The organism is Brevirhabdus pacifica, from assembly GCF_002797755.1.
Classification (GTDB): Bacteria; Pseudomonadota; Alphaproteobacteria; order Rhodobacterales; family Rhodobacteraceae; genus Brevirhabdus; species Brevirhabdus pacifica.
Window position 1 is genome coordinate 378,398 of sequence record NZ_PGFI01000011.1, and the last position, 25,077, is coordinate 403,474.

General features: G+C 66.7%; 23 protein-coding genes. 17 read left to right on the top strand and 6 right to left on the bottom strand.

The window, feature by feature from the left end; genetic code table 11:
- Positions 1 to 47: 47 nt before the first annotated feature.
- Both CLV77_RS02055 and CLV77_RS02060 read left to right on the top strand, forming a co-directional pair.
- Positions 48 to 1,040, top strand: coding sequence for a TAXI family TRAP transporter solute-binding subunit (locus CLV77_RS02055; RefSeq protein WP_157801991.1), 993 nt, complete (start codon positions 48 to 50; stop codon positions 1,038 to 1,040).
- A complete protein-coding gene (locus CLV77_RS02060) occupies positions 1,040 to 2,935 on the top strand; it encodes a TRAP transporter permease (protein ID WP_076979480.1) in 1,896 nt (631 codons plus the stop codon). The genes CLV77_RS02055 and CLV77_RS02060 overlap by 1 nt, the downstream gene beginning before the upstream one ends.
- 16 nt (positions 2,936 to 2,951) lie before the next feature.
- On the opposite strand, the gene CLV77_RS02065 is transcribed toward CLV77_RS02060, so the two are convergent.
- A complete protein-coding gene (locus CLV77_RS02065; RefSeq protein ID WP_076979479.1) occupies positions 2,952 to 3,425 on the bottom strand; it encodes a MarR family winged helix-turn-helix transcriptional regulator in 474 nt (157 codons plus the stop codon).
- Between the two features lie 158 nt (positions 3,426 to 3,583).
- The gene (locus tag CLV77_RS02070) at positions 3,584 to 4,504 is read right to left on the bottom strand and encodes a LysR substrate-binding domain-containing protein (protein ID WP_076979478.1); all 921 of its coding nucleotides are present in this window, start codon (positions 4,502 to 4,504) and stop codon (positions 3,584 to 3,586) included.
- A gap of 78 nt (positions 4,505 to 4,582) precedes the next feature.
- Here CLV77_RS02070 and pcaD point away from each other — a divergent pair, with 78 nt between their 5' ends.
- The 5 genes from pcaD to CLV77_RS02095 are packed head-to-tail and all read left to right on the top strand — an operon-like array spanning position 4,583 to position 8,184.
- Positions 4,583 to 5,365, top strand: coding sequence for a 3-oxoadipate enol-lactonase (gene pcaD / locus CLV77_RS02075; RefSeq protein ID WP_076979477.1), 783 nt, complete (start codon positions 4,583 to 4,585; stop codon positions 5,363 to 5,365).
- Complete coding sequence (pcaC, locus tag CLV77_RS02080; protein WP_076979476.1) at positions 5,362 to 5,745, top strand: 4-carboxymuconolactone decarboxylase; 384 nt, start codon at positions 5,362 to 5,364, stop codon at positions 5,743 to 5,745. The genes pcaD and pcaC overlap by 4 nt, the downstream gene beginning before the upstream one ends.
- Positions 5,742 to 6,485, top strand: coding sequence for a protocatechuate 3,4-dioxygenase subunit beta (gene pcaH, locus CLV77_RS02085; RefSeq protein WP_197685768.1), 744 nt, complete (start codon positions 5,742 to 5,744; stop codon positions 6,483 to 6,485). Before pcaC ends, pcaH begins: the two co-directional genes overlap by 4 nt.
- Entirely contained in the window at positions 6,485 to 7,084 is a 600-nt protein-coding gene (gene pcaG / locus CLV77_RS02090; RefSeq protein WP_076979475.1) for a protocatechuate 3,4-dioxygenase subunit alpha, read from the top strand. Before pcaH ends, pcaG begins: the two co-directional genes overlap by 1 nt.
- A 38-nt stretch (positions 7,085 to 7,122) precedes the next feature.
- Positions 7,123 to 8,184, top strand: a complete 1,062-nt coding sequence (locus tag CLV77_RS02095; RefSeq protein ID WP_076979474.1) for a 3-carboxy-cis,cis-muconate cycloisomerase — start codon at positions 7,123 to 7,125, stop codon at positions 8,182 to 8,184.
- Between the two features lie 83 nt (positions 8,185 to 8,267).
- On the opposite strand, the gene CLV77_RS02100 is transcribed toward CLV77_RS02095, so the two are convergent.
- Entirely contained in the window at positions 8,268 to 8,975 is a 708-nt protein-coding gene (locus CLV77_RS02100; protein WP_076979473.1) for a GntR family transcriptional regulator, read from the bottom strand.
- A gap of 135 nt (positions 8,976 to 9,110) precedes the next feature.
- Here CLV77_RS02100 and CLV77_RS02105 point away from each other — a divergent pair, with 135 nt between their 5' ends.
- The 8 genes from CLV77_RS02105 (at position 9,111) to CLV77_RS02140 (ending at position 17,450) form a co-directional block, all read left to right on the top strand.
- Positions 9,111 to 10,466 carry a glutamine synthetase family protein gene (locus tag CLV77_RS02105; RefSeq protein ID WP_083707727.1) on the top strand — a complete coding sequence of 452 codons (1,356 nt, stop codon included), beginning with the start codon at positions 9,111 to 9,113 and terminating at the stop codon, positions 10,464 to 10,466.
- Positions 10,466 to 11,776 (top strand): NAD(P)/FAD-dependent oxidoreductase, encoded by a 1,311-nt coding sequence (locus tag CLV77_RS02110; RefSeq protein WP_076979471.1) that lies wholly within the window; start codon positions 10,466 to 10,468, stop codon positions 11,774 to 11,776. The genes CLV77_RS02105 and CLV77_RS02110 overlap by 1 nt, the downstream gene beginning before the upstream one ends.
- A gap of 101 nt (positions 11,777 to 11,877) precedes the next feature.
- Positions 11,878 to 12,957 (top strand): polyamine ABC transporter substrate-binding protein, encoded by a 1,080-nt coding sequence (locus tag CLV77_RS02115; RefSeq protein ID WP_100053110.1) that lies wholly within the window; start codon positions 11,878 to 11,880, stop codon positions 12,955 to 12,957.
- A gap of 62 nt (positions 12,958 to 13,019) precedes the next feature.
- Positions 13,020 to 14,204, top strand: coding sequence for an ABC transporter ATP-binding protein (locus tag CLV77_RS02120; RefSeq protein ID WP_083707726.1), 1,185 nt, complete (start codon positions 13,020 to 13,022; stop codon positions 14,202 to 14,204).
- Entirely contained in the window at positions 14,201 to 15,148 is a 948-nt protein-coding gene (locus CLV77_RS02125) for an ABC transporter permease subunit (RefSeq protein ID WP_083707725.1), read from the top strand. The genes CLV77_RS02120 and CLV77_RS02125 overlap by 4 nt, the downstream gene beginning before the upstream one ends.
- On the top strand, positions 15,145 to 15,957 hold the full coding sequence (locus CLV77_RS02130) for an ABC transporter permease subunit (RefSeq protein ID WP_076979468.1): 813 nt from the start codon (positions 15,145 to 15,147) through the stop codon (positions 15,955 to 15,957). Before CLV77_RS02125 ends, CLV77_RS02130 begins: the two co-directional genes overlap by 4 nt.
- A gap of 28 nt (positions 15,958 to 15,985) precedes the next feature.
- Positions 15,986 to 16,714 carry a type 1 glutamine amidotransferase gene (locus CLV77_RS02135; RefSeq protein WP_076979467.1) on the top strand — a complete coding sequence of 243 codons (729 nt, stop codon included), beginning with the start codon at positions 15,986 to 15,988 and terminating at the stop codon, positions 16,712 to 16,714.
- Between the two features lie 118 nt (positions 16,715 to 16,832).
- On the top strand, positions 16,833 to 17,450 hold the full coding sequence (locus CLV77_RS02140; RefSeq protein ID WP_076979466.1) for a class I SAM-dependent methyltransferase: 618 nt from the start codon (positions 16,833 to 16,835) through the stop codon (positions 17,448 to 17,450).
- 5 nt (positions 17,451 to 17,455) lie between these two features.
- Here CLV77_RS02140 and egtD read toward each other — a convergent pair whose 3' ends face one another.
- From egtD to CLV77_RS02155, 3 genes are all read right to left on the bottom strand, one after another.
- Positions 17,456 to 18,400 (bottom strand): L-histidine N(alpha)-methyltransferase, encoded by a 945-nt coding sequence (gene egtD, locus CLV77_RS02145; RefSeq protein WP_076979465.1) that lies wholly within the window; start codon positions 18,398 to 18,400, stop codon positions 17,456 to 17,458.
- Complete coding sequence (egtB, locus tag CLV77_RS02150) at positions 18,397 to 19,704, bottom strand: ergothioneine biosynthesis protein EgtB (RefSeq protein WP_083707724.1); 1,308 nt, start codon at positions 19,702 to 19,704, stop codon at positions 18,397 to 18,399. The genes egtD and egtB overlap by 4 nt, the downstream gene beginning before the upstream one ends.
- A gap of 231 nt (positions 19,705 to 19,935) precedes the next feature.
- Entirely contained in the window at positions 19,936 to 20,328 is a 393-nt protein-coding gene (locus CLV77_RS02155; RefSeq protein WP_076979463.1) for a hypothetical protein, read from the bottom strand.
- Positions 20,329 to 20,727: 399 nt separating this feature from the next.
- Here CLV77_RS02155 and CLV77_RS02160 point away from each other — a divergent pair, with 399 nt between their 5' ends.
- Positions 20,728 to 23,115 carry a DEAD/DEAH box helicase gene (locus CLV77_RS02160; protein ID WP_076979462.1) on the top strand — a complete coding sequence of 796 codons (2,388 nt, stop codon included), beginning with the start codon at positions 20,728 to 20,730 and terminating at the stop codon, positions 23,113 to 23,115.
- Positions 23,116 to 23,408: 293 nt separating this feature from the next.
- On the top strand, positions 23,409 to 25,001 hold the full coding sequence (locus tag CLV77_RS02165) for an ABC transporter substrate-binding protein (protein WP_076979461.1): 1,593 nt from the start codon (positions 23,409 to 23,411) through the stop codon (positions 24,999 to 25,001).
- Positions 25,002 to 25,077 lie beyond the last annotated feature (76 nt).

Here is a 25,077-nt window from a genome sequence, read left to right on the forward strand (position 1 = left end):
GCGACCCCCGCCGGCTGAAACTCGAACGGGCATCAAGGGAGGATAACATGCTTGCATCGACACTGAGAAGAACCGCCGCGGCCGTCGCCGCCGCGCTGACACTGGCCGCGCCGCTACAGGCCGAACAGTTGAACCTGACGCTGGCCGGGGCAAGCCCCGGGGGGCTTTGGACCCTGCTGGGCGCCGGGCTGGAAGCCGCGCTGAGCGCCGACTCGCCGGGATCTTCGGTAACCTACCAGACCTCGGGTGGCGGCTTTGCCAACGCGCTGATCGTCTCGGAAGGACGCGCCGAGATGGGCCTGATCCACGACGCCGAGCTGAAGATTGCACTGGCCGGCGGCGCGCCTTTCCGGGGTCCGGTCAAGAACCTGCGGACGATCGGATACCTCTACGACTGGGCCCCGATGCAGTTCATCGCCTCGAACAGCTGGGCCGAGAAGAACGGCGTCCGCTCGCTGGCCGACATCGCCGCCAACAAGGTGGGCACCAAGATCACCATCAACCGCGCGGGCAACATCACCGGTCAGGTCGCCGCGGCGATGCTGGAAGCCGCGGGCGCTGGTGCCGAACAGCTTGAGGGCTGGGGCGGCGCCATCATCACCGCCGGTTCGAAAGAACAGGCCGACATGCTGACCAACGGGCGTGTCGATGTCTATGCCAACGGCGTATTCGTGCGCCACAGCTCGATCCGCAAGGTCGAGGAGGCACTGGACATGCGGCTTCTGAATGTCCCGGACGATGTTCTCGATACCGTCGGCAAGGAGTTCTCGATCGCCAAGTTCACCATCCCCGCCGGCACCTACGAGAACCAGCCCGAGCCGGTCACAACCCTCGCCCTCGGCGCGGTGCTGACGGTCAGCGACGAGATGTCGGAAGAGGCCGCCTATACCCTGACCAAGGCGATGATCGAGAATATCGACAAGATCCAGTCGGTGCATCCCGCCATGAAGGCCCTCAGCCATCAGCTGATGGTGCGCGAGACCGCCGCGCCTCATCATCCCGGCGCGATCCGGGCCTATAAAGAGGCAGGCTTGCTGTAATGTTTGCTCGATTCCTGGGCACCGGGCGCCGCCGCGTGATTGGCGGCGCCCTCGGCCGGACCCTCACCTTGTTCTCGGCGGCGTTCGCGCTCTGGGTCGTCTATGCGAATATCTTTGCGCTTCCCGACGCGCTGCTGGTGGGCATCCTGTTCGTCTGCGGCATCTATGCGCTGCTGTTCCTGCATGTGGGCGCCACTCGTGAGGCCGGCCCCCGTCCCACGGTGATCGACTGGTCCCTTGCCATTCTGGCGGTGGCCTGCGGGGTCTATTTCTATGTCACACGAGAGGCGCTCGCCTCGCATATCACGCTGCTCTACCCGCTGAGCACGGCGCAGCTTTTCTTCGGGGCGGCCCTGCTGGCGCTGACCCTCGAGGCCACGCGGCGCACGACCGGGCCCGGGCTTACGGTCGTCGTCACGGTCTTTCTTGCCTATAACCTCTGGGGCCACCTGATCCCGGCACCGCTGGGACATGGCTATATTGATTTCGGTTCGTTCATCGACACGCTGATCTACACGACAGACGGTGTCTTCGGCGTCCCGATCCAGGTGGCGGCAAGCTATGTCTTCCTGTTCGTCCTGTTCGGATCGCTGCTCAGCCGGGCAGGGGGGGCCGAGTTCATGTTCCAGCTCGCCGCCGCCCTTACCGGCCGGTCGCCGGGCGGACCCGCCAAGATCGCGATCCTGTCTTCGGGCATGTACGGCATGATCTCGGGCAGCCCGACCTCTGACGTGGCGACCACGGGCTCGGTCACCATCCCGATCATGAAACGGCTGGGCTATTCCGCGCGCTTCGCCGGCGCGGTCGAGGTTGCCGCCTCGACGGGCGGTGCCGCGATGCCGCCGGTCATGGGCTCTGCCGCCTTCATCCTCGCGGAATACACCGGCATCGATTATCGCACCGTGGTTTTCGCGGCGTTGATCCCCGCGCTGCTTTACTACCTGGGCATCTATATCCAGGTGCACCTGCGCGCCCGTCGCCTCGGTCTGCGCGGTGTCGACCAGGTCGATCCCGTCCTCGAGACGCTAAAAGCCGGGTGGATCTTCGTCGTGCCGCTGATCGTCATCACCATCGCCCTGCTGGTCGGCTACACCCCGACCTACGTGGCGGTCTTCGGGTCGGTCTCCTTGCTGGCGACCTCGATGATGCAGAAGCGCACCCGGATGTCGCCGCGGGAGCTGCTTGAAGGCATCGGCGAAACCACGATGCGGATGCTTCCCGTGGCCGGCGCATGTGCCGCTGCGGGTCTGGTGATCGGGGGGCTGACCATGACGGGCCTGTCGATGAAGGCAAGCGGGCTGGTCTCTCTGGTGGCGGGGTCGGGTGATATCGCGCTCCTGCTTTTGGCGGCGCTGATCACGATCATCCTGGGGCTGGGCATGCCGACGCCCAGTGCCTACATCCTGGCCGCCGTGCTGGTCGGTCCGGCCATCGCCTCGGCGGGCCTGGCGGTTCTGCCGGCCAACATGTTCCTGCTCTACTTTGCGCTGCTCTCGGCTTTGACGCCGCCAATTGCGGTCGCGGCCTTCGCCGCGGCGGCCATCGCGGACGAAGATGCGATGCGTATTGCGGTGACCTCGGTCAAGCTGGCGGCGACGGGTTTTGCGCTGCCCTTCGTCTTCGTCTGGAACCCCGCCCTTCTGGCGATGGGGACCTGGCCCGAGATCGGCCTGGCGGCCGTTGGCGGCGTCGTGGCGGTGTCATTGCTGGCCAATGCGCTGGAGCGCGAGATGAGCTGGCTGAGGCGTGGCCTTTACCTGGTGCTGGCGGCGGCAGCCGTCTCGCCTATCGTGCTGCTATCGGCCACGGTGACGGCGGTGGCGGTGCTTTACGGGGCCTATGTCTTCCGCCAGGGCAGGCGCGGATGGGCCAAGCCGGAATCGGGCGCGGCCTGAGCGGGCGCGCCCGGCGCTAGTCGGATGCAGCAGTCGCCTTGGCAAGGCGGCTGCGCATGCGCATCAGCAGGCCGCGCAGTTGCTCGCGCTCTTCCGTGCTGAAATCGGCGGCAGCCTCGTCGACCACCTCGCGCGCGATTGGCAGCAAGACCGCGCGCAGGGCCTCCCCCTCCTCGGTCAGAAACACCAGGCGCTTGCGCCCGTCGGCCGGATCCCGTTCCCGCCGCACCAGTCCGCGCTTTTCCATGGCGCGGATGGCTTCCAGGGTCGTCGGTTCCATCGTGCCCACCTGGTCCGACAACTGGCGTTGGGTCAGGCCGTTGTGCTCCCACAGGACGCGCAGGAAATACCACATGCCCAGGGTCACCCCGTGGGGCCGGATCCGCAGGCTCAGGTAGTTCTGAAAATGCCGGTGGGTCGAACGGATCAGGTAGCCGAAACTGTTTTCCAGCGGAAACGGTTCGGCCAAGGGTGCTCTGTGGTCGTCCATTTCCGGTCTCCTTCACGGGGGCAGAATATCAGCGCGGGCGCCTAACTCAAAAGGCTGGCTGCGCCGGGGACCCTGCCCGGGCGTCGCGTCCCGAGGACATGCCAGCAGGGACGCTAGGTCAACATATATAACCCAATGCGCGGTCTGCGCTACGCCGATCACCGCGACCCATCGGCCAGTTCCGCCGCGCGGCGGTGCAGCAGGCGGGCCAGCCGGTCGGCGGGGCTGTTGTCGTCAAACTTGAACTTCCGCGTCAGGCCGATTGCCCCGGTCATGTAATCGGAAGAAAGCTCGATGCAGGAGAGGGCGCCCGATTGCACTTCCCGCTCGACCACGCCGCGTGAGATGAACCACAGCAGGTCCGATTTTTCCAGCAGCGCAAGCGCGACCGGCGGGGCCACCGTCTCGAACCGGGGTTTCTTGTCGGACAGGCCCAGGGTCGAAAGGTAGAGGTTCACGTTCTGCCGGATGATCGCGCCCGAGTTCGGCAGGATCAGGGGGAAGTGTGCCAGGGCCTCGGGCGCGGACATGTTTCTGGCCGGGTGGTCGGGGCGCCCGACCAGCAGGATCGGTTCTTCGTACAGAAACTCGAACGACAGGCCCGGCATGTCGCGGGCAACCGGCATGCGCCCGACCATCAGGTCAATCTTGCCCGATCTCAGCATCTCGATGAGGCTGCTGTGCGGCCCGGTCAGCACCGTCACCAGCGTGCCCTCGAAACTGTCCGAGAATTCCAGCGCCACCGATGGGAAGAACCGCCCCGCGACGGTCGGGAGCACACCGACCTTCACCTGTCCGCCCGATGCCCGCCCCGAGAACGTGTCGACCGCCGCCTCCAGGCTGCGCAGCGCCACCTGCGCATGGCCGCGGAAGGTCTCGCCGGCAGGCGTCAGCACCGCGCGCCGGCCCGAACGCTCGAACAGCGTGACTCCCAACAGGGCTTCCAGGTCGGACACCGTCTTGGAAAGCGCGGGTTGGGAAACGTGGCGCGCGCGTGCCGCGGCCGAGATGTTGCCATGGCTCGCCACGGCCAGAAACGCCTCAACATGGCGCAGTTTGAGTCCGCTTGGTATATTCATATGGTTATGCTTTTAGCATGAGAATGTATGTTTTCGAGTGAACATTCTATGCCAGTATGCGCCTAGGAGGAATGTGTCGTGGAAGCTTTGAAACTCGAATGGGGCAGCGTGCACCTGGAGGTCCGCAAAGGCATGGGCCCGGCGCTTGTCTTTGCCAATTCCCTCGGCACGGACATGCGGATGTGGAACGCCGTCCTGCCGCATCTGCCCGAGGATTGGACCTGCCTGCGCATGGACAAGCGCGGTCACGGCCTGTCGGATACCGCGCCGGACCCCTACGACCTGACCCACCTGGCAGAGGACCTGATCGCCGCGATGGACCACGCGGGCCTGGAACGCGCCGTGATCGTCGGCTGCTCGGTCGGCGGGCTGATTGCCCAGCACGTCGCCCTGATGGCGCCAGAGCGGGTGACTGCACTGGTCCTGTCCAACACGGCCTCGAAACTTGTCACCGCCAGCGTCTGGCGGGAACGGATCGCGGGGATCCGGGCTAGGGGCATGGCCGCGATGGCCGATGAGATCCTGCCGCGCTGGTTCGGGCCCGCCATGATGGCCCGCCCCGAGGCGGATCTGTGGCGCAACCTGCTTCGCCGGACCGATCCGCAGGGCTACATGGCCACTTGCGACGCCATCTCCCGGGCCGACGTGACGGCCCGCCTGGCCGAGATTTCCCAACCCGCGCTGGTCATCGGTGGCCAGCATGACATGTCCACCCCGCCCGAGGTGGTCGAGCGGCTGGCCGCGGGCCTGCCGCGCGCCGACCTCGCCCTCTTCGAGCAATCAGGCCATCTTCCCGCGATCGAGGAGCCTGCGGAATTTGCCGCCATGATACGCGGATTCGTAGAAAGGAATGCCACGTGAGCGCGAGATACGAGGCCGGAATGAAGGTCCGGCGCGAGGTGCTGGGCGACGCGCATGTCGATCGTGCCGAAGCTGCCAAGAACGACATCGATATCCCCTTTCAGACATTGATCACCGAGTCCGCCTGGGGCACGGTCTGGGCCTCTGACCGGATCAGCCGGCGCGAACGCTCGATGCTGACGCTCGCACTGCTGGCGGCCACCGGCAATTTCGAGGAGATCCCGATGCATGTTCGCGCGACAGCCAACACCGGGGCGACCATCACGGATGTGACCGAGGCGTTGCAGCACGTGGCGATCTATGCCGGCGTGCCCAAGGCCAACCACGCGCTCAAGCTGGTCAAGCAGACCTACCGGGAAATGGAGGAGGCCAAGACATGAGCGAACACGCCATTCCGGACCACGGCCGACTGATCCCGCGCGACCGCACTGTCCATCCCGCGCCGCGCGATCCCGAGTACAAGACAAGCGTCACCCGCTCGCCCAACCTGCCGCTGCTATCGATGGAAAGCAGCCCCTCGGAAGAGACGGGGCCGACCTTCGGCCACGGCCTTCTGGGAAAGCTGGACAACAACCTGATCCTGAACTTCAGCCAGGGCGCCGCCCCCGCCTTGGGCGAACGGATCCTGATGCACGGGCGGGTGCTGGATCAGGACGGCCGGGCTGTGCCGAACACGTTGGTCGAGATCTGGCAGGCCAACGCCGGCGGACGGTACCGGCACAAGAAGGACACCTATTTCGCACCGCTGGATCCGAATTTCGGCGGCTGCGGACGCACGATCACCGACGAGAACGGATATTACGAGTTCATGACGATCCGGCCGGGCGCTTACCCCTGGCCCAACCGGGGCAACGACTGGCGGCCGATGCATATCCACGCCTCGGTCTTCGGGCACAGCTTTGGCCAGCGCCTGATCACCCAGATGTATTTCGAGGGTGATCCGCTTATCGACCATTGCCCCATCGCAGCGACGATCAAGGATCGTGCCTCGCTGGACCGGCTGGTGGCGCCGCTTGATTTCTCGAAGTCACGGCCGCTGGATTACCTTGCTTACAAGTTCGACATCGTTCTGCGTGGACGGCGCCAGACCATGTTCGAGAACAAGCTGGAGGGCATGTGATGGTCCAGAAAATCGACACGCTGATCGAGTCGGCTTCGCAGACCGCCGGGCCCTACGTGCACATCGGTTTGATGCCCACCTATGCCGGCAACGGCGGCAGTTTCGAGACCGAGGTCGGCACCGATCCGATCGCGGGAAAGATCGAGGGCGAGATCATCGAGATCGTGGGCTCGGTCTTCGACGGGACCGGCTGGGCCCTGCGCGATGTTTTGATCGAAAGCTGGCAATGCGACGCGAATGGCCTGTTTCCGGGCCAGGACGGGGCCGACCCGAACTTCACCGGTTTCTGCCGCTTCGCCGCCGATGCCGAGACCGGGGAATATACCCTGCGCACCGTGAAGCCTGGCTCCTACACCGGGCGGAATGGCGTCGAGAGCGCGCCTCATATCTCGCTGTGGATCGTGTCGCGCGGCATCAACATCGGGTTGAACACGCGGATCTACTTTTCCGATTGCGACAACAGCGGTGACCCCCTTCTTGGCCGTATCGAACAGCGGCCCCGGGTCGATACGCTGATCGCCCGGAAGACGGATGATGGGCGATACCGTTTCGACATCCGCCTCCAGGGCGAGGGCGAGACTGTCTTCCTGGATATCTAGGGGGAGCCCCGCAGAAGATTGGACGAAAGCCGGACAAGATGAGCGTGAGCGTATTCGAACACCCCTGGCTGGGCGGCCTATTTGGCGATCCGGCAATGGCCGAGATCCTGTCGGCCGAGCGGACCCTGTCGCACATGCTGGCGTTCGAGGCCGCCTGGTCCCGAGCATGCGGCAGCGCGGGCCTTTTCGACCCCCAAAAGGCCGAGGCCGCAGCAAGGGCCATCGAAGGGGCCCGGATCGACCTTGGCGATCTGGCCGAGGGGACCGGGCGGGACGGGCTTCCGGTGCCGCAACTGGTGGCACAGTTGAAGACGCTGGCGGACCCGGCGGCCGTTCACCGGGGCGCCACGTCACAGGATGTCCTGGACACGGCCACGGTGCTTGCCCTGCGCGAGGCATCGGATCTCATCGCCCAGCGTCTGGATGAGCTGTCTGAGGTGCTCGACGACCTCGACGCCCGTTTCGGTTCGACCCCGCTCATGGGGCGAACCCGCATGCAGGCCGCGACCGAGATCACGGTCCACGATCGCCTTGCGACCTGGCGCGAGCCGCTGACCACGCACCGCGCGCGCCTGGCCGAGATCCGGCCTCGGGTCGAACTGGTCCAGGTGGGCGGCGCCTCGGGCGACCGCAAGGCGCTTGGCGACCAGGCCGACGCAGTTGTCGGGGGGGTGGCGAAGGCGCTGGGCCTGGCGCCCACGGCCCGGTCCTGGCACGCGATGCGCGACGGGATCGTCGAATACGCCTCCTGGCTGTCGCTGGTCTCGGGCACGATGGGCAAGCTGGGGCAGGACATTGCCCTCATGGCCCAGCAGGGGATCGGGGAGATCGCGGTCACGGGGACCGGCAGCTCCTCGGCCATGCCGCACAAGCAGAACCCGGTGAAGGCCGAGCTTCTGGTGACGCTGGCCCGGTTCAACGCCGTGCAGGTGGGGGCCATGCACCACGCCCTGATCCACGAACAGGAACGCTCGGGCAGCGGCTGGGCGCTGGAATGGATGGTTCTGCCGCAAATGCTGATGACGACCGGGCGCGCCACCTCAGCGGCGATCGAATTGTGCCAGAGCATCGAGACGATGGGATCTCCCGGGCTGCGGTGACCCCTGCCACCGGTCGAATGGTATCACATTTTTCGGGGCGCCGAGGGCGCGCGGCCAACATCCCGTCGTAGGGGCATAGCCGCTCAGGCCGACAGCCCGATCTGCCGCGCCGCGCGGTCTTCGAGGTATTGCCGGCCCGAGCGGTAGATGCCGTCGCGGATGTCGGCCTCGATCGCCACGGCGAGGGCGATCGCGTCGCGCCGGCGCAGGGCGCCCAGGATCTCCTTGTGGCGGTCGATCTGGTAGAACTCCAACCCCTCGTTCAAAACCTGGCGCTGGAACGGGCCCAGCTGAAGCCAGATGCTTTCGACCACCGGCAGCGCGGCCTGGTGGGGGTTGGCGCTGTAGAGAAGGCGGTGAAACTCGTGGTTCAGGATCATCAACCCGGCGCGGTCGGGCGATCCGAGGATCCGGTCCATCTGCCGGTCAACGCGGGTCATCTCCCTGATGAGGCTGGAAGAAACATAAGGAAGCGCGCGGGTCGCGGCGTGGCCTTCGACCGCGATCCGCAGGTTGACCACCTCCTCGAACCTTGCCGAGGACATGGGCGGGATGCGCATGCGCCGGTTACCCAGAACCTCGATCGCGTATTCGGTGCTGAGGCGTCGGACCGCTTCGCGGATGGGGGTGGGGCTAACCTCCATCGCCTCGGCGAGGCCACGGATCGTCAGGGTCGTCTCGGGCGCGAGAAAGCCGGTCATGATCGCGTGACGCAGGCGCAGATAGGTGCTTTCCTGGTCGGTGGCGCGCGGGTCCACGTCGATGGTGGGGATCTCCAAGATGCCTGTCATCGCCGAAGCCTCCTCGCGATCAAGCGCGCCGTGATTGGCCGCAACTTAGCGCATATGCCCGATTGACTCCAAGCCGGTATCGCGAATATTTCTGCAAAAGGTATCACAAAATTCAAGGGTGGTCGGATGTCTCCCATGGCGCATCAGGAACAGCTGGACCGGCTGGCGACGCGGAATGACATCGAGAACATTTTCGCCTGCATCTGCGACCTGAACGGCACCCTGCGCGGCAAGCGTGTCCATGTGGACGACGCGGCCAAGGTGCTGGCGGGAAGTGTGCGGATGCCCCTGTCGCTGGCTGGCTTGGACATCTGGGGCGAGGATATCGAGACGAGCGCCCTTGTCTTCGAGACCGGCGATGCCGACGGCCGCTGCCTTTACACCGGGCGCGATATCGTCGCCATCAACTGGACCACCCGCCCGACCGCGCTGATCCCCCTGTGGCTTTACCAGGAGAACGGAGAGCCCTTCCTTGGCGATCCGCGCCACGCGCTCAACGCGGTGATGGAGCGTTTCGCCGCCATGGGTCTGACCCCGGTCGTCGCGACCGAGCTGGAATTCTACCTCTTCGACCCGACCGAGCCGGTGCCCCAGCCGCCGCTGTCGCCGGTGACCGGCAAGCGGCTGGATTCCGACGGCGCCCTGTCGCTGGACGAGCTGGAGCATTTCGACAGTTTCCTCAACGATGTCTACGCCGCCTGCGAGGTGCAGGGCATCCCCGCCGATGCCGCGATCTCGGAGAATGGCGCCGGCCAGTTCGAGATCAACATGCGCCATATCGGCGATGCGCTGCGCGCGGCCGACGACACGGTGCTGTTCAAGCGGCTGGTCCGCGGCCTTGCGCGCAAGCATGGCTTTGCCGCGACCTTCATGGCCAAGCCCTACGGCCACCGGGCCGGCAGCGGCTTTCACGTGCATTTCTCGCTGGAGGACAGCCGCGGGCGCAACGTCTTCGACAATGGCGGCGAAGAAGGCTCCGAGCTGATGCACTCGGCCGTGGCGGGGCTGCTGCAGACCATGCAGGAGAACACGCTGGTTTTCGCTCCGCACGAGAATTCCTATCGCCGGTTGCTGCCGGGGGCCCATGCCCCCTCGAACGTGGCGTGGGGCTACGAGAACCGTTCGGTTGCGGTCCGCATCCCCGGCGGGGCCCCCGCCGCGCGGCGGATTGAGCACCGGGTCGCGGGCGCCGATGCCAACCCCTATCTGGTGCTGGCCTCGATCCTGGGCGGGGCGCTTCTGGGCATGGAAAAGGGCTGGAAGCCGACCGAGCCGGTCGAGGGCGATGCCTATGCGCTGGAAGGCGAACGCCCTCGCCTACCGCCCGACTGGGCCTCGGCCATCGACGCCTTCGCCGAGGGGCGCCACGTGCGCGAGATCTATGCCAAGCGGCTCCAGCGCATGCTGGTGGACTGCAAGCGGCAGGAACAGTTCCGTTTCAACCGCCACGTGACCGAGCTTGAGTATCACGCCTACCTGGAAACCGTCTGATGTGCGCGACCGTCACTTCCTACGCCGGCAACGGCGAACATACCGGCAGCTACTACGCCGCCTCGGCCAACCCCGCGCCCGTGCGCCCGGCGCTGACGGGCAAGATCAAGGCACAGGTCTGCGTGGTGGGGGCCGGGTATTCGGGCCTTTCGACCGCGTTGCACCTGGCCGAAAAGGGCTTCCAGGTCGTGGTGATAGAAGGGGCCCAGGTCGGTTGGGGCGCATCGGGCCGCAACGGCGGACAGATCGTCAATGGCTTGAACGCCAGCCTTCAGACCATCGCGCGCCGCTATGGCCAGAATACCGCCCGCTTCGTCGCCGGCCTGGTGCAGGAGGGCGGCCAGATCATCCGCGAGCGGGTCGCCACCTATGACATCCGCTGCGACCTGAAGGATACCAACATCTTCGTCGGCCTGACGGCCGCGCATATGCGCGAGCTTGAGGCCCGCCGCGCGCTTTGGGCCGGCTATGGCATTGACACCCAGGTGATGCTGGACCGCGAGGCGCTGCGCGATCATGTCCGCTCGGACCTATATGCGGGCGGCCTGCTGGATCCGACGGGCGGGCATATGCACCCGCTCAACCTGGCGCTGGGCGAGGCGGCGGCGCTGGAAAGCCTGGGCGGGGTCATCCACGAACATTCGCCCGTGATCTCGGTGGATAGCGAGGCGCCGCGCCCCATCGTGCGCACCAACAAGGGGCAGGTCACCTGCGACACGCTGGTGCTGTGCGGCAATGCCTACCTGGGCGGCGTGGTCCCGGAACTGGCGGCGCGGGTGATGCCCGTCTCGACCCAGGTGATGGCGACCGAGCCCCTGGGCGAGGAACTGGCGGCCGAGCTGATCCCCGGCGACGGCTGCATCGAGGACATCCGCTACATCCTCGACTATTACCGCCTGTCCGCCGACCGCCGGCTCTTGTTCGGTGGTGGCACCGTCTACGGCGGCTCGGACCCGCGCGACATCGAGGCCAAGCTGAGGCGCAACCTGCACAAGGTCTTCCCCCAGTTGAAGTCCACGCGCGTCGACTATGCCTGGAGCGGCAATTTCGCCCTGTCGTTCAGTCGCGTGCCCCAGATGGGCCGGCTGGGCCGCAACACCTATTTCGCCCATGGCTACAGCGGCCATGGCGTCACCGGATCGCACATGTTCGGGCGGATCCTGTCCGAGGCCATCTCGGGGGACCTGTCGCGCTTCGACGTTTTCGCGGGCCTGCCCTGGTATCCCTTCCCCGGTGGCCGCGCCCTGCGCGTGCCCTACTCGGTGATGGGGTCCTGGTGGTATGGTCTGCGCGACCGGCTGGGCCTCTAGGGCGCCCGGCACCACCACGACCACGCAACCAACACGACCAAGAAACCTGAACGGCCACATACTTGAAACGGGGAGTCTGAAAGTTGAAAACATTGATGAAGATGAGTGCCGCGCTCCTTGCGCTGACAGGCGCCGCGTCGGCACAGCAGGCGGGGGGCAGCAACGAGCTCAACGTCTACAACTGGTCCGATTACATCGCCGAGGACACGATCGAGAAGTTTGAGGCCGAGACAGGTATCAAGGTCAATTACGACGTCTTCGACAGCAACGAGGTGCTTGAGGCGAAGATGCTCAGCGGCTCGACCGGCTACGACGTTGTGGTCCCCTCGATCGAGTTCATGGCCCGCCAGGCCCAGGCCGGTGTGTTTGCCGAGATCGACCGCTCGAAGCTCGAGAATTACGGCAACCTCGATACCGGCATCCTCGAGGTGATCGCCGTCAACGATCCGGGTAACACCTATGGCGTGCCCTACATGATGTTCACCACCGGCATCGGCTATGACAAGGCCAAGGCCGCCGAGCGGGTGGATGCCGCCAAGCTGGGCAGCTGGGACATGGTGTTCGACCCCGAGACCGCGGCCAGGCTGGCGGATTGCGGCATCGCCCTGCTGGATTCCCCCACCGAGATCGTGGCGCCCGCCCTGAATTACCTTGGCCTCGACCCCAATTCCGAAGAGGCGGGGGACCTGGAAAAGGCCCAGGCGCTGCTGGAAAGCATCCGCCCGCACGTGCGCTATTTCCATTCGTCGCAATACATCAACGATCTGGCCAACGGCGAGATCTGCGTCGCCGTCGGATATTCGGGCGATATCCTGCAAGCCCGCGACCGCGCCGCCGAGGCTGGCCAGGGCGTCGAGATCGTCTATTCGATCCCGCCCGAGGGTGCGCAGGTCGGTTTTGACATGCTGGCCGTGCCGGTCGATGCCCCCAACAAGGACAACGCCATGAAGTTCATCGACTTCATCCTGCGTCCCGAGATTGCGGCCGACATCACCAACTATGTCTTCTTCGCCAACCCCAACACCGCCGCGACCGAATTCGTCGATCCCTCGGTCCGCGACGATCCGGGCATCTACCCGCCCGAGCAGGCGAAGGCCAAGCTGTTCTCGCTCAAGCCCCACACGGCACGGTTCGACCGGACGCTGACCCGGGCCTGGACCTCGATCAAGACCGGCCAGTAGGCTGGCGGGCAGGGGCGGCAGGTGGAAGGACCCGCCGCCCCGCATCCGACGGAGAGACAGCGATGGCACAGACGGTTCCCGGCCGGACCGCCCCCCCGCAGACCACGACGCCGCAGACTGTGACCTCTGCCGTCCCCCGGCCGTGGGAGGACCCCGCCGCCACGCCCTTCGTCCGGGTCGAAGGGGTGACCAAGCGCTTTGGCAGTTTCACCGCCGTGCAGGATGTCAGCCTCGACATCTATCGGGGAGAGCTTTTCTGCCTGCTGGGCGGTTCGGGTTGCGGCAAGTCTACCCTTCTGCGGATGCTGGCCGGGTTCGAGGATGTCAGCGCCGGGCGCGTCATCATCGACGGCCGCGACCAGACCGGGGTGCCGCCCTACCTGCGCGACACGAACATGATGTTCCAATCCTACGCGCTGTTTCCCCATCTCAGCGTCGAGAAGAACATCGCCTACGGCCTGCGGCGCGAAGGGCTGCCCCGGGCCGAGATCGCGACCCGCGTCACCGACATGCTGTCCCTCGTTCAGATGCAGGGCTTTGCCGCCCGTCGCCCGCACCAGCTGTCGGGCGGCCAGCGTCAGCGCGTGGCCCTTGCCCGGGCGCTGGTCAAGCGCCCCAAGCTGCTGTTGCTGGACGAACCCCTGGGCGCGCTGGACCGCAAGCTGCGCGAGGAGACGCAGCTTGAACTGATCAAGATCCAGCAGAGTCTGGGCATCACCTTCATCGTCGTCACCCATGACCAGGAAGAGGCGATGACCCTCTCGACCCGGCTCGGCGTGATGACCGAAGGACGGATCGTCCAGACCGGGACCCCGCATGAGATCTACGAATTCCCCCGCTCGCGGTTCGTCGCGGATTTCATCGGCTCGGTGAACCTGTTCGATGGGCGCATCGCGGTTGACGGCACCGATTCCGCCACCATCGCTTGCCCGGGCGCGGGCATGGATATCCACATCTCCCACTCGGTTGCCGGGACAGTCGGGCAGGCGGTAACCGTCGCCATCCGTCCGGAGAAGATCGAGATGCTGGCCAGCCCCTCGGGCACCCGGCCGAACGCGGTCGAAGGCCGCGTCGAGGAAGTGGCCTACATGGGCAACCTGTCGGTCTACCACGTGCGCCTGGACTCGGGGATGATCGTGCGGGTCAACATGTCCAACCGCAGCCGCTACGACGATGACGTGCCGCGCCCCGGCGCCTCTGTGGTGCTGGAATGGGACGGCTCGGCCGGCGTGGTGCTGGAGGGATGAGCGGGGGCGGTCCCCTCGGCCGCGGCGCCCTGGGCCGGGCCCTTGCCCGCAACCGGCGGCGGCTGGTGATCGCGGTGCCGCTGCTGTGGCTGGGCCTCTTCTTCCTGGTGCCCTTCCTTTACGTGGCCAAGATCTCGCTTTCGGTTCCGGCCATCGCCCGGCCGCCCTACCTGCCGCTTTGGGAATGGAAGGACGGCACGCTCGACCTGTCGCTGAACTTCGGCAATTTCCTGTTTTTGATCCAGGATCGGCTCTACCTCGCGGCCTACCTGGAGTCGCTGCGCATCGCCGCGATCTCGACCCTGATCACTCTGCTGATCGGCTATCCCATGGCCTATGCCATTGCCCGCTCCCCCGCGGGGCGGCGCAACCTGCTTCTTATGCTGGTGATCCTGCCTTTCTGGACGTCTTTCCTGTTGCGGGTCTATGCGTGGATCGGCTTTCTGAAATCCAACGGGGTCATCAACAACACGCTGATGGCGCTGGGCCTCATCGACACGCCGTTGGTGCTGATGCAGACCGATTTCGCGGTCTATCTGGGCATCGTCTACACCTACCTGCCGTTCATGATACTGCCACTCTATGCCAACCTCGCGCGGCTTGACGGCGCGCTGCTGGAGGCCTCGGCCGACTTGGGCGCCCGCCCGCTGACCACCTTCGCGACGGTGACCTTGCCGCTGTCGGCGCGTGGCATCGTGGCGGGCTGCATGCTGGTCTTCATTCCCGCCGTGGGCGAGTTCGTCATCCCGGCCCTGCTGGGTGGGCCCGACACGCTGATGATCGGGGCAGTCCTGTGGAACGAGTTCTTCTCGAACCGGGACTGGCCGGTCGCCTCGGCGGTGGCGGTGGTGATGCTGCTGGTCCTGATCCTGCCCATCATGCTGCTGCGGCGGGTTCAGGCCGCGCCCGAGGCCGACGCTTCCAAGGCGGAGGACGCGGCATGAGGGGGGTTTCCCGGCACCGCCCGCTGCTGGCGCTGATCGTGCTTCTGGGCTTTGTCTTTCTTTACGCGCCGATCGTGTCGCTGGTGGTCTTCAGCTTCAATGAAAGCCGGCTGGTCACGGTCTGGGGCGGGTTCTCGACCAAGTGGTACGTGGAGCTTTTCCGCGACAGCCAGATCCTCGAGGCCGCATGGATCAGCCTGCGCGTCGCCGCCGCCAGCGCCAGCATCGCGACGGTGGTCGGCACGCTGGGCGCCTTCGTGCTGGTGCGCTTCGGACCCTTCCGAAGCCGCGCACTGCTGTCGATGATGATCACCGCGCCCTTGGTCATGCCCGAGGTCATCATCGGCCTGTCGCTGCTGTTGCTCTTTATCAGCATGGAGGGGCTGATCGGCTGGCCCTCGGGACGGGGGATGATGACGATCATCATCGCCCACGCCACCTTCGGTGCGGCCTATGCTGCCGTGGTGGTGCAATCGCGCCTGGCCGAGACCGACCTCAGCCTGGAAGAGGCGGCGATGGACCTGGGCGCGCGCCCGGTGCGGGTCTTTTTCGACGTCACGCTGCCGGGGATAATGCCGGCGCTGATCTCGTCCTGGCTGCTGGCCTTCACCCTCAGCCTCGACGATCTGGTCATCGCCAGCTTCGTTTCGGGGCCCGGATCCTCGACCCTGCCGATGGTGGTATTCTCGAAGGTGCGGCTGGGCGTCAGCCCGGACGTGAATGCGCTTGCGACCATCGTCATCGCGCTTGTATCACTGGCGATCATCGTGGCCGCGCTGTTGATGAACCGCCGCCGCCCGATGCGATGAACCGCCAGGCAGAAAAGGGCCCACCGCCATGAAGATCGGCATTCTCCAGACCGGCCGCAGCCCCCGCGAAGTGACCGAGGGCCGGGGCGATTACGACGTGCTGTTCAAGGGGCTGCTGGCGGGGCGCGGCTATGATTTCCGTACCTACGCCGTTCTGGACGGAGAGCTGCCGGAATCCCTGGACGAGGCCGATGGCTGGCTTGTCACCGGCTCGCGCTTCGGGGTCTACGAGGATCATCCGTGGATCCCCCCGCTGGAGGAGTTCCTGCGCCGCGCCCATGCCGCGCGCCGTCCCATCGTGGGCGTCTGTTTCGGCCACCAGATCCTGGCCCAGGCCCTTGGTGGCCGGGTCGAGAAGTTCCAGGGGGGCTGGTCGGTGGGGCCGGTCGAATACAGCTTCGGCGAGCGGAGCCTCGCGCTGTTGGCGTGGCACCAGGACCAGGTCGTGGAACTGCCCCCCGGCGCCCAGGTGCTGGGCCAGTCGGATTTCTGCCGCTACGCCTTCCTGCAATACGGCGACACGGCCTTCAGCTGTCAGCCCCACCCCGAGTTCACCCCCGATTTCTTCGACGCCCTCCTGTCGGCGCGCCGCGACGTGCTGCCCTCGGAGATCGCCGAGCGGGCCGAACATGCCTCGGCCGCGGCGCCGGCCCTGGCCTCCGGGGCGCTGGCCGACAAGTTCGCCCAGATCTTCGAGGCAGGCGTCCGGGACAGGCAGGCCGGGTCTTCCCAGGACGCCAACGTACCCGCCGATTAAGGGGCCTTCCGCGGGACCGTTCAGTGGACCGCTAGGGCGCGATCACGCAATTGTCCCTTGCGATCGGCGGCCCTTGGCTGTCCCATCTTTGTCCGAACCATGACCGGGGACCGGACAGATGGGCATTTACGACCGCTATTTCCTGCCACGACTGACCCATATGGCGATGGGCACCTCCCTGCTGACCCCCTACCGGGAACGGGTGATCGGCGGCGCCCGTGGCCGCGTGCTCGAGATCGGGGTGGGGAGCGGGCTGAACCTGCCGCTCTACGGCGACGGGGTCGAGGCGATCACCGCCATCGACCCCTCGGCGCCCCTGCTGGATCTGGCCCGTGACCGGGCCGCCACCGCCGCCGCCCCCGTCGACCTGATCGAGGCCTCGGCCGAGGATCTGCCGCTTAGCTGCGACAGCTTTGACATGGTGACGGTGACCTGGACCCTCTGTTCGGTCCGCGATCCCGCCCGGGTCCTGGCCGAGCTGCGCCGCGTCCTGCGCCCGGGCGGCGCGCTGGCCTTCGTCGAACACGGACGGGCGCCCGATCCGCCGGTGCGCCGCTGGCAGGACCGGCTGACCCCCTTCTGGCGGCGCTGCGCCGGCAATTGCCACCTCAACCGTCCCGTCGCCCAGGAACTGGAGCAGGCGGGTTTCCGGATCGAACGTCTCGATACCGGCTACGCCAAGGGGCCGCGCCCCATGACCTTCATGTACGAGGGGCGCGCGGTCTCGGCCGGATAGGCCGCTCAGGGCCGCAGCACGTGCACGCTGAAAAGGCCCCGGTCGTCGACCCAGGTCTCATCCGCGCTCCAGCCCGCTGTCGCCGCCATCTCGCGGAACCCGTCGACGGAGTACTTGTGGGAGCTTTCGGTGTGGATGCTTTCGCCTCGGGCAAAGTCGATCCGGTGGCCGGCGACCCGGACGCTCTGGTCGCAGGTGCTGACCAGGTGCATCTCGATCCGGCTGCAGGCCTCGTTCCACCGGGCCTCGTGGCCGAAGCGGTCAAGGTCGAAATCGGCCCCCAGTTCGGTGTTCATGCGACGCAACAGGTTCTTGTTGAACGCCGCCGTTACCCCCTCGGCGTCGTCGTAGGCCCGTACCAATACATCCTCGTCCTTGCGCAGGTCGACGCCCAGCACGAAGCCCGCGACATTGTCGATGCCGCGCAGGCGGCGCAGCAGCTCGACCGCCTCGGGCGGGGTGAAGTTCCCGATGGTCGATCCGGGAAAGAACAGCAGCTTGGGCATCGCCCGCAGGTCGCCCGGCAGCTCGATCGCCCGGGTGAAATCGGCCGCGACCGGGTGGATGTCCAGCGCGGGGTAATGCGCGGCCAGGGCCCGCGCGCTGGCCTGCATATGCTCGGCCGAGATATCCAGCGGCACGTAGGCGCCCAGCCCCGGCAGCGCGTCCAGCAGGATCCGCGTCTTGGTGCTGGAGCCGCTTCCCAACTCCACAAGTGCAGCACCCTCCGGCACCCATTCGGCCAGCTCCGGCGCTCGGGCGCGCAGGATCGCGGTCTCGGTGCGGGTGGGATAATATTCCTCCAGCTCGCAAATGCGGTCGAAAAGGCGCGATCCCTCCTCGTCGTAGAAGAACTTCGCCTCCGCCCGCTTGGGAGAGGTGCTCAGCCCCTCAACAGCCAGTCGGGCGAATTCGGAACTGCGGGCGGTCTCTGCCGCAAGCTCGTTCATCGGTCGTCCGCCAGCCGCAGGCCGGTCATCTGCCAGCGCTTGTCTGGATGGAAGAAGGTGCGGTAGCTGGCGCGCATCTGCTCGATGGGCGTCGTGCAGGCCCCGCCGCGCAGGACCATCTGATTGACCATGAACTTGCCGTTGTACTCGCCCAACGCCCCCTCGGGGGGGCGGAAACCGGGGTAGGGGGTGAAGGGCGACTGGGTCCATTCCCAGACATCGCCATAAAGCTGGCTCTCGCGTGCATCGGCGCGCGGCACCGGGCGCAGGCGGCCGCTTTCCATGAAATTGCCGCGGATGGGCTGGCCGGCGGCGGCCACCTCCCACTCGGCCTCGGTCGGAAGCCGCTTGCCGGCCCAGCGGGCATAGGCATCGGCCTCGTAATAGCTGACATGCGCCACCGGGGCGGAAAGGTTCACCGGCTGTGCCCCACGGGTCTGGAAGCACCACCACTCGCCATCCTGTTGCCACCAGTAGAGCGGCGCGTCCCAGCTGTTGCGTTCGGCCGCGGCCCAGCCCTCCATCAGCCACAGCTCGGGCCGGTCATAGCCGCCGTCCTCCATGAAGGCGATCCAGTCGCCGTTGGTCACGGGCCGATCACCCAGCGCAAAGGGGCGCAGCAGCACGTCGTGGCGCGGCCCTTCGCAATCATAGGCAAACCCCGGCCCCTCGTGGCCGATGGCGAAGATCCCGCCCTCGTGCTCTGTCCAGCCCATCGGTGTCTCGCCGTGGCTGGGCATCGGCTCGGGCTTGCGGATGGCCGGCATCAACGGGTTGAACGACAGCGCATGCAGCAGGTCCGTGACCAGAAGCTCCTGGTGCTGCATCTCGTGGTGACAGCCCAGCACCACCCGAGCGGCCAGATCGTCATCGGCCTGCTCCCCGCGCAGCAGATCCTCCAGCGCGGCCTCCACATGGCGGCGATAGGACATCACCTCCTCCACCCCGGGCCGGGTGATCAGCCCCCGGCGCGAGCGCGCGTGCCGGGGCCCGGCCTGCACGTAGTAGGAATTGAAAAGATAGGCGAAGCGATCGTCGGGGGAGCGGTAATCGGCCACCCGCTCGCGCAGGATGAACTGCTCGAAGAACCATGTGGTGTGGGCCAGGTGCCATTTGGCGGGGCTGGCATCCTCCATCGACTGGACGGTCATGTCCTCGGGGCTCAGCCCCGCGACCAGATCGGTCGTGCGCGCGCGCGTCCGCCGGAAAAGCTCAAGCGCCGACGCGGGCTCCGGCCGGCCGTCCACCGAACTTTCCTGTGTGGCAAAACCCGACGCTGCCTCCAGCCCAGATACCTGTCCCATCGTCAATTCCCCCTTCGGTCCGAAATGCCCCGTTCCTGGGGGCAACGTCCAGAAGGCCGGAAAGTTCGTCCGAATTTTTCCCGCTCAGCCGCTTTCGACCCGCGGCATCCTCCGCGATCTGCGCAAAGCCCCCCGTCACTGTCGCGAAAATATCCCCGCCGGAGGCATGCCCGAACCGGCCCGCCCCCGCCGCCGCCACGGCAGGGCGCGCCGATCCCGGACGCGGCCTAACTACTCCGCCGGCAGGGCCGAGGCACGGGCCGTTCGGCCGCGCAGCACCGTCGCCACAAAGATCAGCATCCCCGCCACCGTCAGCACAGAGCCGACCTTGGCCAGCGTCTCGTCGCTGCCGCGCACCGCCATGACGATCCCGGGCACAAGTAGCCACAGACCTGCCGTCGAGGTCCAGAAATGGACCCGGGCCAGGGTGGTCTCGGCGGCCTCGGGCACCAGGTGATAATATATCCCGAAGATCGCCATGGTGACCCAGCCCACCAGGTTCAGGTGGGCGTGCACCGGCGCCAGGCTGAAATCGCCCGTGGCCGACATGACGATGCCGCCGGTCATGCCGACGACGGCGTAGCAGGCGGCGGAGGCCAGGAAATAGAGTGCGGTTCCGTGCATTGGTAATCCCCTTCTCTTCAAATGCCCCGGATCCTACCCGCCTGCGGGACAGTCGAGAAACGAATGGTTCGTATAGGTCCTATTCGTTCGGTGGATAGATGGGCGCGCCCGGAAGCCAGGCTCACCCCGCGCCCGGCGCCTTTACTCCAACGGCCGATTCCGGGGTTCAACAGGCCCCGCTGCGCGGCGTTACATGCGAATTTGCGCAACTCGACTATATACATTCGCGGCCCGGGGCATTAGGTGCTGCCGGTCGCGGGCCGGTCCGATCCGTGATGAGCCGCCCCGCCTTGGCCCGCGCGGCCCGCCCTTCGCCACCCCGCGCGCCATCGCGCCGGGCACCGGCGGGCACCGGGACCGCCCCCCGGCCGCCGCGCCCGAACCAGAATAGGTGATCCCGTGATCCAGACCATTTCCGACGCCCTCGAACAACAGGGCTACACCACGCTTACCCCGGTCCAGGAAGCGGTCACCGATCCGGCGCTCGAGGCATCGGACCTGCTCGTCTCGGCCCAGACCGGCTCGGGCAAAACCGTGGGCTTCGGCCTGGCCATCGCCCCGACCCTGCTGGGCGACGAGACGCGCTTCGGCCCCGCCGCGACGCCCCTGGCGCTGATTATCGCGCCCACGCGCGAGCTGGCGCTTCAGGTCCGGCGCGAGCTGACCTGGCTTTATGGCAAGGCGGGGGCGGTCGTGACCTCCTGCGTGGGCGGCATGGACATGCGCGACGAGCGGCGGGCGCTGGACCGGGGCGCTCATGTGGTCGTCGCCACGCCGGGGCGCCTGCGCGATCACATCCAGCGCGGATCGCTCGACATGAGCACCCTGCGCGCCATCGTCCTCGACGAGGCCGACGAGATGCTGGACCTGGGCTTCCGCGAGGATCTTGAGTTCATCCTGTCCGAGGCGCCCGAGGACCGGCGCACGCTGCTTTTCTCGGCCACGGTGCCCCCGGCGATCGCCCAGCTTGCCGGCAGCTATCAGCGCGACGCGGTGCGCGTCAGCACCACCGCCGGCACCAGCCAGCACGCCGATATCGAATACCGCGCCCTGACCGTGCAATCGCGCGAGGCCGAGAATGCGATCATCAACGTCCTGCGCTTTTACGAAGCCAAGAACGCCATCGTCTTCTGCAACACCCGCGCCATGGTCAACCGCCTGACGACCCGGTTTTCCAACCGGGGCTTTGCCGTCGTGGCCCTGTCGGGGGAACTGACCCAGACCGAACGGACCCACGCCCTGCAAGCGATGCGCGACGGGAGGGCACAGGTCTGCGTCGCCACCGACGTGGCCGCGCGTGGCATCGACCTGCCCAACCTCGAGCTGGTGATCCACGCCGAGCTTCCGTCGAACTCGGACACGCTGCTGCACCGCTCGGGGCGGACGGGACGGGCGGGGCGCAAGGGCGTCAGCGCGCTGATCGTCACCGCCCAGTCCAAGCGCAAGGCCGAGCGGCTTCTCGGCATGGCCAAGGTCAAGGCCGAGTGGGGCAGCCCGCCCTCGGCGGCCGAGGTCCTGGCCCGCGACGAAGAGCGGCTGATGGCCGACCCGGCATGGCAGGAGCCCGTGGCAAAGGACGAACGCGCCTTCGTCGATCGCCTGACCTCGGAGTTTGCTCCCGAACAGCTGGCCGCCGCTTACCTGCGCCTTTACCGCAGCCGCGTCTCGGCCCCCGAGGAGCTGTCTGACGGCAAGGTCGAGACCCGCCCGCGCGAGGCCTTCGGCCCCGGCACCTGGTTCTCGGTGTCGATCGGACGCGACCGCAACGCCGAGCCGCGCTGGCTTCTGCCGCTGCTGTGCCGCAAGGGCGACATCACCCGCGACGACATCGGCGCGATCCGCATCCAGCAGCGCGAGACCTATGTCGAGATCCTGACCAGCAGCGTGCCCGCCTTCCTGGCCGCGATCGGTCCGTCGATGCAGCTTGAGGATGGCGCCAGCCTGCGGCAGATGGACTCCGCCCCCGATCTGGCGGCGCCGCCCCGCGCCGGCGGCAAGGGCCGCCCCGAGCGGGCAGAGCGTCCCGCGTACAAAGGCAAGCCCGGCGCCGACAAGGGCGCCAAGCCCCGGCGCGAGGCCCCCGCCGCCGACAACGGCTGGCAGCCCGACCAGGGTGCCCCGTCCGAAGCCGCCGACATCGCGCCCCGCCCGGCGCCGAAGAAGCCGCGCGAGGCCCGGATCGAAGGGGCGGGCGACGATCCGCGCGCCGACAAGACCGGCAAGCCCTTCAAGCCCGGCAAGGCCACCCGCCCCGAGCGGTTCGACCCCAAGGCCGACCGTTCCGGCCCGCATGACGGCAAGAGTGGCAGCAAGGGCAAGTTCGGCAAGCCCGGCGGCAAACCCGATGGCAAACCCGGCGGGAAGCCCCGGGACTTCGACAATGAGGACCGCCCCCGCGGCGACAAGTGGGAGGGCAAGGGCGGCGGCAAGTTCGCCGGCAAGCCCGGTGGGAAGCCTTCTAGCAAGCCGGGTGGCAAGCCCGGTGGCAAACCCGCCGGCGGTTTCGCACCCCGTCCCGGCAAAGGGGACGGCCCCGACGCGCCCGCTTCGCGCGGGGCGCCCGACTGGGCCTCCGATCCCTCGCGCTCGCTCAAGCCGCGCGGCGCGGGCAAGGGCAAACCCGGCCCGAAGGGCGCCGGCAAACCCGGCGGCAAACCCGGCGGCAAGAGCTTCGGCAAACCCGGCGGCAAGCCGGGTGGCAAGCCCTTCGCGAAGCCGGGCGGCAAGCCCGGTGGCAAACCGGCGGGCAAGGGCGGCAGCGCCGCACCCCGCCGCCCCAAGCCCTGACTCGCCACCCGCACCGAACACCCGGGCGACGGTGAGTCGCTTGGGTGCCCGGCGCGGGTATCGGTCCCCTGCGGCGGCCAGCAAACCCGCCGGAGACGCGGGGCCGGGACAAAAAATTATCGTCCGCCTTGCCCGCTTGAAACATTTACAAAACTTTTACCTTTTGGACAAAATTGCGTCACGCAACCTTTGATTTTTGTTGCGCCCCACGGACTTCGCTGTTCACCTGCCTGCCATGACGCCCCTGCCGCTGCTGGCGGGGTCTCTGACAATGACCAACAGGAGACAGAGGAATGAAAAGAATTCCCGCAATCGCCGCGGCGGTGACCGCGGCCGCCCTCATGGGTGGCGCCGCATCCGCCTCGACCCTCGTTTACTGCTCCGAGGGTTCGCCCGAGGGGTTTGACCCCGCACTGTTCACCTCCGGCACCACCTTCGATGCCTCGGCCAAGAACGTCTACAACCGCCTTGTCGAGTTCGAGCGCGGCACCACCGAGACCATCCCCGGTCTGGCCGAAAGCTGGGACGTCTCCGAGGACGGCACCGAATACACCTTCAAGCTGCGCCAGGGCGTCAAGTTTCAGGACACCGAGTATTTCACCCCCACCCGCGACTTCAACGCCGATGACGTGATCTTCACCTTCGAGCGTCAGCGCCTGGACGACCACCCGTTCAACAAGGCGTCGGGCGGCACCTGGGAATACTTCAACGGCATGTCGATGCCCGACCTGATCGCAGGCATCGAGAAGGTCGACGACTATACCGTCAAGTTCAAGCTGACCCGCCCCGAGGCCCCCTTTGTCGCCAACCTGGCGATGGACTTCGCCTCGATCATGTCGGCCGAATATGCTGACAAGCTGGCAGCCGACGGCAAGGTCGAGATGCTGAACCAGCAGCCCGTGGGCACCGGCCCGTTCGAAATGGTCGGCTACCAGAAGGACGCCGTCATCCGCTATCAGGCGCATGAGGATTATTTCCGCGGCAAGGCCCCCATCGACAACCTGGTCTTCGCCATCACCCCCGACGCCTCGGTCCGTTACCAGAAGCTGAAGGCCGGCGAATGCCACGTGATGCCCTATCCGAACCCCGCCGACCTTGAGGCGATGAAGTCGGACGATCAGATCAACCTTATGAGCCAGGAAGGCCTGAACGTCGGCTATCTGGCCTACAACACCAAGGTCGCGCCCTTCGACAAGCCCGAGGTCCGCAAGGCCCTCAACATGGCGATCAACAAGGACGCCATCATCGACGTGATCTTCCAGGGTGCCGGCAAGGTCGCCAAGAACCCGATCCCGCCGACCATCTGGTCCTACAACGATGCGGTCGAGGATGACGGCTATGACGTCGAGGCCGCCAAGAAGGCCCTTGCCGACGCCGGCGTCTCGGACCTGTCGATGAAGATCTGGGCGATGCCCGTCCAGCGTCCCTACAACCCCAACGCCCGCCGCATGGCCGAGCTGATCCAGGAGGATTTCTCGAAGGTCGGCGTCAACGTCGAGATCGTGTCCTATGAGTGGGGCGAGTATCTCAGCCGCTCGAAGGAAGAAGATCGCGACGGTGCCGTCCTGCTGGGCTGGACCGGTGACAACGGCGATCCGGACAACTTCCTGGCCGTGCTGCTGGGCTGTGACGGCGTCGGCGGTTCCAACCGCGCCCAGTGGTGCCACCAGCCCTTCGAGGACCTGATCCAGAAGGCCAAGGTCACCTCGGACAAGGCCGAGCGCACCAAGCTTTACGAAGATGCACAGGTTGTCTTCAAAGAGCAGGCGCCCTGGGCCACGATCGCCCACTCGGTCGTGTTCGAGCCGATTGCGAAATCGGTTCAGGACTACAAGATCGACCCCTTCGGCGGTCACATCTTCTACGGCGTAAGCGTTTCCGAGTAACGCGCCCGCGCTATCACTGGGGGCGGCCGGCACGTGTTCCGGCCGCTCCTTTGCATTCCGGTCGGGTGCTTTCGGT

Excerpts from the sequence above, each read along its gene's own strand:
- CLV77_RS02055 (WP_157801991.1), top strand. The coding sequence starts at position 48 with ATGCTTGCATCGACACTGAGAAGAACCGCCGCGGCCGTCGCCGCCGCG.
- CLV77_RS02060 (WP_076979480.1), top strand. The coding sequence starts at position 1,040 with ATGTTTGCTCGATTCCTGGGCACCGGGCGCCGCCGCGTGATTGGCGGC.
- CLV77_RS02065 (WP_076979479.1), bottom strand. The coding sequence starts at position 3,425 with ATGGACGACCACAGAGCACCCTTGGCCGAACCGTTTCCGCTGGAAAAC.
- CLV77_RS02070 (WP_076979478.1), bottom strand. The coding sequence starts at position 4,504 with ATGAATATACCAAGCGGACTCAAACTGCGCCATGTTGAGGCGTTTCTG.
- pcaH (WP_197685768.1), top strand. The coding sequence starts at position 5,742 with ATGAGCGAACACGCCATTCCGGACCACGGCCGACTGATCCCGCGCGAC.
- pcaG (WP_076979475.1), top strand. The coding sequence starts at position 6,485 with ATGGTCCAGAAAATCGACACGCTGATCGAGTCGGCTTCGCAGACCGCC.
- CLV77_RS02095 (WP_076979474.1), top strand. The coding sequence starts at position 7,123 with ATGAGCGTGAGCGTATTCGAACACCCCTGGCTGGGCGGCCTATTTGGC.
- CLV77_RS02100 (WP_076979473.1), bottom strand. The coding sequence starts at position 8,975 with ATGACAGGCATCTTGGAGATCCCCACCATCGACGTGGACCCGCGCGCC.
- CLV77_RS02105 (WP_083707727.1), top strand. The coding sequence starts at position 9,111 with ATGGCGCATCAGGAACAGCTGGACCGGCTGGCGACGCGGAATGACATC.
- CLV77_RS02110 (WP_076979471.1), top strand. The coding sequence starts at position 10,466 with ATGTGCGCGACCGTCACTTCCTACGCCGGCAACGGCGAACATACCGGC.
- CLV77_RS02115 (WP_100053110.1), top strand. The coding sequence starts at position 11,878 with ATGAGTGCCGCGCTCCTTGCGCTGACAGGCGCCGCGTCGGCACAGCAG.
- CLV77_RS02120 (WP_083707726.1), top strand. The coding sequence starts at position 13,020 with ATGGCACAGACGGTTCCCGGCCGGACCGCCCCCCCGCAGACCACGACG.
- CLV77_RS02125 (WP_083707725.1), top strand. The coding sequence starts at position 14,201 with ATGAGCGGGGGCGGTCCCCTCGGCCGCGGCGCCCTGGGCCGGGCCCTT.
- CLV77_RS02130 (WP_076979468.1), top strand. The coding sequence starts at position 15,145 with ATGAGGGGGGTTTCCCGGCACCGCCCGCTGCTGGCGCTGATCGTGCTT.
- CLV77_RS02135 (WP_076979467.1), top strand. The coding sequence starts at position 15,986 with ATGAAGATCGGCATTCTCCAGACCGGCCGCAGCCCCCGCGAAGTGACC.
- CLV77_RS02140 (WP_076979466.1), top strand. The coding sequence starts at position 16,833 with ATGGGCATTTACGACCGCTATTTCCTGCCACGACTGACCCATATGGCG.
- egtD (WP_076979465.1), bottom strand. The coding sequence starts at position 18,400 with ATGAACGAGCTTGCGGCAGAGACCGCCCGCAGTTCCGAATTCGCCCGA.
- egtB (WP_083707724.1), bottom strand. The coding sequence starts at position 19,704 with ATGGGACAGGTATCTGGGCTGGAGGCAGCGTCGGGTTTTGCCACACAG.
- CLV77_RS02155 (WP_076979463.1), bottom strand. The coding sequence starts at position 20,328 with ATGCACGGAACCGCACTCTATTTCCTGGCCTCCGCCGCCTGCTACGCC.
- CLV77_RS02165 (WP_076979461.1), top strand. The coding sequence starts at position 23,409 with ATGAAAAGAATTCCCGCAATCGCCGCGGCGGTGACCGCGGCCGCCCTC.